The organism is Aeromicrobium sp. PFPM2_SD2 (assembly GCF_057364525.1).
On sequence record NZ_JBNFNZ010000172.1, the window covers coordinates 1 to 4,798 of the forward strand.

At 71.8% G+C, this 4,798-nt stretch carries 6 protein-coding genes; 5 read left to right on the plus strand and 1 reads right to left on the minus strand.

Annotation, left to right across the window (positions count from 1 at the left end; all coding sequences use genetic code 11):
* Nucleotides 1–135 precede the first annotated feature (135 nt).
* On the minus strand, nt 136–1,374 hold the full coding sequence (locus AC2W7G_RS09265) for a hypothetical protein (RefSeq protein ID WP_485868179.1): 1,239 nt from the start codon (nt 1,372–1,374) through the stop codon (nt 136–138).
* A 125-nt stretch (nt 1,375–1,499) separates the two neighbouring features.
* Here AC2W7G_RS09265 and pdxS point away from each other — a divergent pair, with 125 nt between their 5' ends.
* The 5 genes from pdxS to AC2W7G_RS09290 all read left to right on the plus strand — a co-directional run.
* A complete protein-coding gene (gene pdxS / locus AC2W7G_RS09270; protein ID WP_485868180.1) occupies nt 1,500–2,396 on the plus strand; it encodes a pyridoxal 5'-phosphate synthase lyase subunit PdxS in 897 nt (298 codons plus the stop codon).
* Nucleotides 2,393–3,010 (plus strand): pyridoxal 5'-phosphate synthase glutaminase subunit PdxT, encoded by a 618-nt coding sequence (pdxT, locus tag AC2W7G_RS09275; RefSeq protein WP_485868181.1) that lies wholly within the window; start codon nt 2,393–2,395, stop codon nt 3,008–3,010. Before pdxS ends, pdxT begins: the two co-directional genes overlap by 4 nt.
* Nucleotides 3,011–3,023: 13 nt before the next feature.
* On the plus strand, nt 3,024–3,782 hold the full coding sequence (locus tag AC2W7G_RS09280; RefSeq protein ID WP_485868182.1) for a YebC/PmpR family DNA-binding transcriptional regulator: 759 nt from the start codon (nt 3,024–3,026) through the stop codon (nt 3,780–3,782).
* An 8-nt stretch (nt 3,783–3,790) separates the two neighbouring features.
* Nucleotides 3,791–4,375 (plus strand): hypothetical protein, encoded by a 585-nt coding sequence (locus AC2W7G_RS09285; protein WP_485868183.1) that lies wholly within the window; start codon nt 3,791–3,793, stop codon nt 4,373–4,375.
* Nucleotides 4,372–4,798, plus strand: a 427-nt coding sequence (locus tag AC2W7G_RS09290; RefSeq protein WP_485868184.1) for a crossover junction endodeoxyribonuclease RuvC, incomplete at its 3' end; no start/stop codon positions are given. The genes AC2W7G_RS09285 and AC2W7G_RS09290, both read left to right, overlap by 4 nt.

The following is a 4,798-nucleotide window of genomic DNA, read 5'->3' on the forward strand; positions in this document are numbered from 1 at the left end:
CGGCCCCGTCCGCTCGAGCAGACGCTGGCCGACGTCCTGGACGACGAGGCACGCCGCGGACTCGAGCGTCCGCGGCGTGCCGGTCTGTCCCGCGCCGACGAGGCCGACCTGCTCGGCCGCCTCGCCGGCTAGTGCTCAGGCGGCGCCGGAGACGACCTCCATCTCGATGACGCCCTCGGGCGCGTCCAGGCTCGTGGTGACCTGCTGGTCGCGCAGGTCCACGACGTGGACCTTGCCGGCGGCCGGCTCGCTGACGTACGCGCGGTCGCCGGCGACCTTCAGAAGCGGGCCGGGCTGCTGCCACTCGTCGGCCTCGGTCCACTCCTCGATCACCGGGATCTGCGCGGTGACGCGGCCCGACTCCTCGTCGATGACGGTCAGGTTGCCGTCCGTGGTGAGCACCAGGCCCTCGCCCTCGGGGCCGCGAGCCAGCGAGCGGAACCAGTAGCTCGCCTCCAGCGGCACCTTCGTCAGCGTGTTGTCCCGGGTGTCGATGAGCGCGACCTGCTCGGGACGCTCGTGCTCGGCGTCCGGGTCGGTCTTGTAGTCGGCCAGGACGATCGGCGACTCCTCGCTGCCGGCCAGGTTGCCGGTGCGCGCGTAGTCCTCCTCGATCTCGACCTTGGTGAAGATCCCGTCCCGGTAGACCTCGGGCCCGTTCTCGCAGCCCATGACGACCGTCTCGGCACCGCCCTGCGGCGCGGCCACGGCCTCCCCGTGGACGCCCACGCAGGTGTCGGTGCGCGCGACCTCCTTGTCCTCGGCGTCGACGACGCGCACGGTGCGGCGCGCGTCGGCGGTGCCCTCGGTGATGAGCAGCTGGCCCTCGGCCAGCGGAACGGCGACGCCGTGGTGCGGCGCGTCCGCCGCGACCGTCCGGCCCTCGGCACCGGCGGCGACGTCCTCGACCGGCACGACCTGGGCGGTGCCCTCGCCGTCGGAGAACATCGCGGCGACGCCGTGGTGGTGGACCAGGTGACCGGGCTCGGGCGCCGCGTACTCGACGTCCGTCAGGGAGGGGTCGGTCTCGTACAGGTGGCTGTGGTCGCCGTGGGCCTTCTCGATCAGGCCGGTGTCGAACAGCGTGAAGCCGTCGCCGATCGTGACGCCGAGGTGACGGCCGTCGCCGACGGGGGAGAGCCGCTTGAAGCCGCGCAGCTCCTCCTCGCCGAGCACCGTGCCGGTGGACGCGTCCATGGTCGTGATGCCGGTCTCGGTGGCCACGACGACGCGCGGCAGGTGGCGGGTGACCTCGATCGTCTCGCGGTCGGACGGCTCGGCGTCGGCGCGGGACGAGGAGTCCTCGCCGCAGGCGGTGAGGGTGAGGGCGGACGCCGCCAGGACGGCGAGCCTTCGCAGGGGTGTCAGAGTCATGGGCGGCACGCTACACGGGAATGAGAATCGTTCTCAACATGGGTCCCGCTCCCCGGATACGGCGGCTGGACGGGTGGAGCGCGGCGGTAGAGTGGAGACGTTCCGTCCGAGCCTTGGGAGTAGCAGTGAGCAACGAAGAGACCGCCGTCGGGTCGGCGCGCGTCAAGCGCGGCATGGCCGAGATGCTCAAGGGCGGCGTCATCATGGACGTCGTCGACGCCGAGCAGGCGAAGATCGCCGAGGACGCCGGCGCGGTCGCCGTCATGGCGCTCGAGCGCGTCCCGGCCGACATCCGCGCCCAGGGCGGCGTCGCGCGCATGAGCGACCCCGACCTCATCGACGGCATCATCGAGGCCGTCTCCATCCCCGTGATGGCCAAGGCCCGCATCGGCCACTTCGTCGAGGCGCAGGTGCTGCAGAGCCTCGGCGTCGACTACATCGACGAGTCCGAGGTCCTGACCCCGGCCGACTACAGCAACCACATCGACAAGTGGGCCTTCACCGTCCCGTTCGTGTGCGGTGCGACCAACCTGGGCGAGGCCCTGCGCCGCATCACCGAGGGCGCGGCCATGATCCGCTCCAAGGGCGAGGCCGGCACCGGCGACGTCTCCAACGCCACCACGCACATGCGCCAGATCCGCCAGCAGATCCGTCGCCTGCAGAGCCTGCCCGAGGACGAGCTGTTCGTCGCGGCCAAGGAGCTCCAGGCGCCGTACGAGCTGGTCAAGGAGGTCGCCGAGAAGGGCAAGCTCCCGGTGGTGCTGTTCACCGCCGGCGGCATCGCCACCCCGGCCGACGCCGCGATGATGATGCAGCTCGGCGCCGAGGGCGTCTTCGTCGGCTCGGGCATCTTCAAGTCCGGCAACCCCGCGCAGCGCGCCGAGGCGATCGTCAAGGCGACCACGTTCCACGACGACCCCGACGTCATCGCCAAGGTCTCGCGCGGCCTGGGCGAGGCCATGGTCGGCATCAACGTCGAGGACGTCCCGGAGCCGCACCGGCTCGCCGAGCGCGGCTGGTGACGAGCACGACCACCATCGGCGTCCTGGCGCTCCAGGGTGACGTCCGCGAGCACGTGGACGCCCTGGAGCGCCTCGGCGTCCGCTCGATCCGCGTGCGTCGTCCGGCCGAGCTGGCCGAGTGCGACGCGCTCGTCCTGCCCGGCGGCGAGTCCACGACGATGTTCAAGCTGGCCCGCACGTTCGAGCTGTTCGACCCGATCGTCGAGCGCCTGCGCGACGGCATGCCGGCGTTCGGCACCTGCGCGGGCATGATCATGCTCGCCGACCGCGTGGTCGACGGCACCGACGACCAGGAGACGTTCGGCGGGCTGGACGTGACCGTCCGGCGCAACGCCTTCGGCCGCCAGGTCGACTCGTTCGAGGGCCCGGTGGACGTCAAGGGGTTCGACACGTCCCTGCACGGCGTGTTCATCCGCGCCCCGTGGGTGGAGACGGCCGGTCCCCAGGTCGACGTGCTGGCCACGGTCGCCGTGGGCGATCCCGCGCCGGGGGAGTCGGACACTAGAATCGTGGCGGTGCGGCAGGGGTCCCTCGTGGCCACGTCGTTCCACCCCGAGGTCGGGCACGACGACCGGATGCACCGGTACTTCGTCGACCTCGTCACCACGTCGTAGGGAAGGACAGCGCATGTCAGGCCACTCCAAGTGGGCGACGACCAAGCACAAGAAGGCCGCGATCGACGCCAAGCGCGGCAAGATGTTCGCGAAGCTGATCAAGAACATCGAGGTCGCGGCGCGCACGGGCGGTCCCGACCCCACGGGCAACCCGACCCTCTACGACGCCATCCAGAAGGCGAAGAAGTCGTCGGTCCCCAACGACAACATCGACCGCGCGGTCAAGCGCGGCGGTGGCCTCGACGGCGCCGGCGTCGACTACACGACGATCATGTACGAGGGCTACGGCCCGAACGGCGTCGCGCTGCTCATCGAGTGCCTCACCGACAACAAGAACCGCGCCGCCATGGAGGTCCGCACCGCCATGACGCGCAACGGCGGCACCATGGCTGACCCCGGCTCGGTCTCCTACCTGTTCAACCGCAAGGGCGTCATCATCGTCCCGGCCGAGCAGGAGTCCGGGCGCACGAACGAGGACGACATCCTCATGGCCGTGCTCGACGCCGGCGCCGAGGAGGTCAACGACCTCGGTGACGCGTTCGAGGTCGTCAGCGAGGCGACCGACCTGGTCGCCGTGCGCACCGCCCTGCAGGAGGCCGGCCTCGACTACGACTCGGCCGACGCCTCGTTCGTCCCGAGCGTCCAGGTCGAGGTCGACGTCGACGGCGCGACCAAGGTGCTCAAGCTCGTCGACGCGCTCGAGGACTGCGACGACGTCCAGAACGTCTACGCCAACTTCGACGCCTCCGACGAGGTCATGGCCCAGGTCTGACGTCCTCGGTGGAGGTCACCGCACCCGACGGCAGCCAGTGGCGCGTGAAGCGCCGCTGGCTGCCGTGGCGTCTGCGGCGGCGCGACCCGGAGGTCGCCGGCGACGTCGCCCTGGACGCGACGAGCGCGGCCGACGGCATCTTGCTCGCGCTGGCCCTGTTCCTGCTCGTCCTCGTCGTGGTCGTCGCGCTGCCGTGGCTGCTCGTCGGCGCGGTCGTGGCCCTCGAGCTGGTGCTCCTGCTGCTGGTCCTGCCCGTGGCGATGGTGCTGCGCGTGCTGCGGATCGCGGGGTGGCCGATCGAGGCCTGGCGCGACGGCCGTCTCGCGCACGTCGAGAGTGTCCACGGCTGGAGCGCCTCGGCGGCGCGGATGCTCGGGCTCGGCGACGCGATCGCGCGCGGCGACCTACCCCCGGCGCCGCGACCTCCCCTCCGCGCTGAGCGTGACGTTGTGCACGCCTTGGCCGGCGTGTCGCGTGCACAACGTCACGCTCAGCGCGGACCGGACGGGCTGACGCCCCGGCGAGTCTGCACAAACGCGTCCGACGGCTCGGCTAGGGTGTCGAACATGCGTTCGCAGGAGGAGTCGTCGTGAGGGTGCTCGGGGTCGACCCGGGCCTGACCCGCTGCGGCGTGGGCGTCGTCGACGGCTCGGTCGGCCGGACGCTCACCATGGTCCACGTGGGGGTCGTGCGCACGCCCGCCGAGCTGGACGTCGCGCGACGCCTCGTGCAGCTCGAGCAGGGCCTGGACGCCGCGATCGCCGAGCACCGCCCCGACGTCGTCGCGGTCGAGCGCGTGTTCAGCCAGAACAACGTCAGCACCGTCATGGGCACCGCCCAGGCCAGCGCGATCGCGATGGTCTGCGCCGCCCGCCGCGGCATCCCGGTGCACCTGCACACCCCCAGCGAGGTCAAGGCCGCCGTCACCGGCAGCGGCCGGGCCGACAAGGCCCAGGTCACCGCCATGGTCACCCGCCTGCTGCGGCTCGACGCCGCGCCCAAGCCCGCCGACGCGG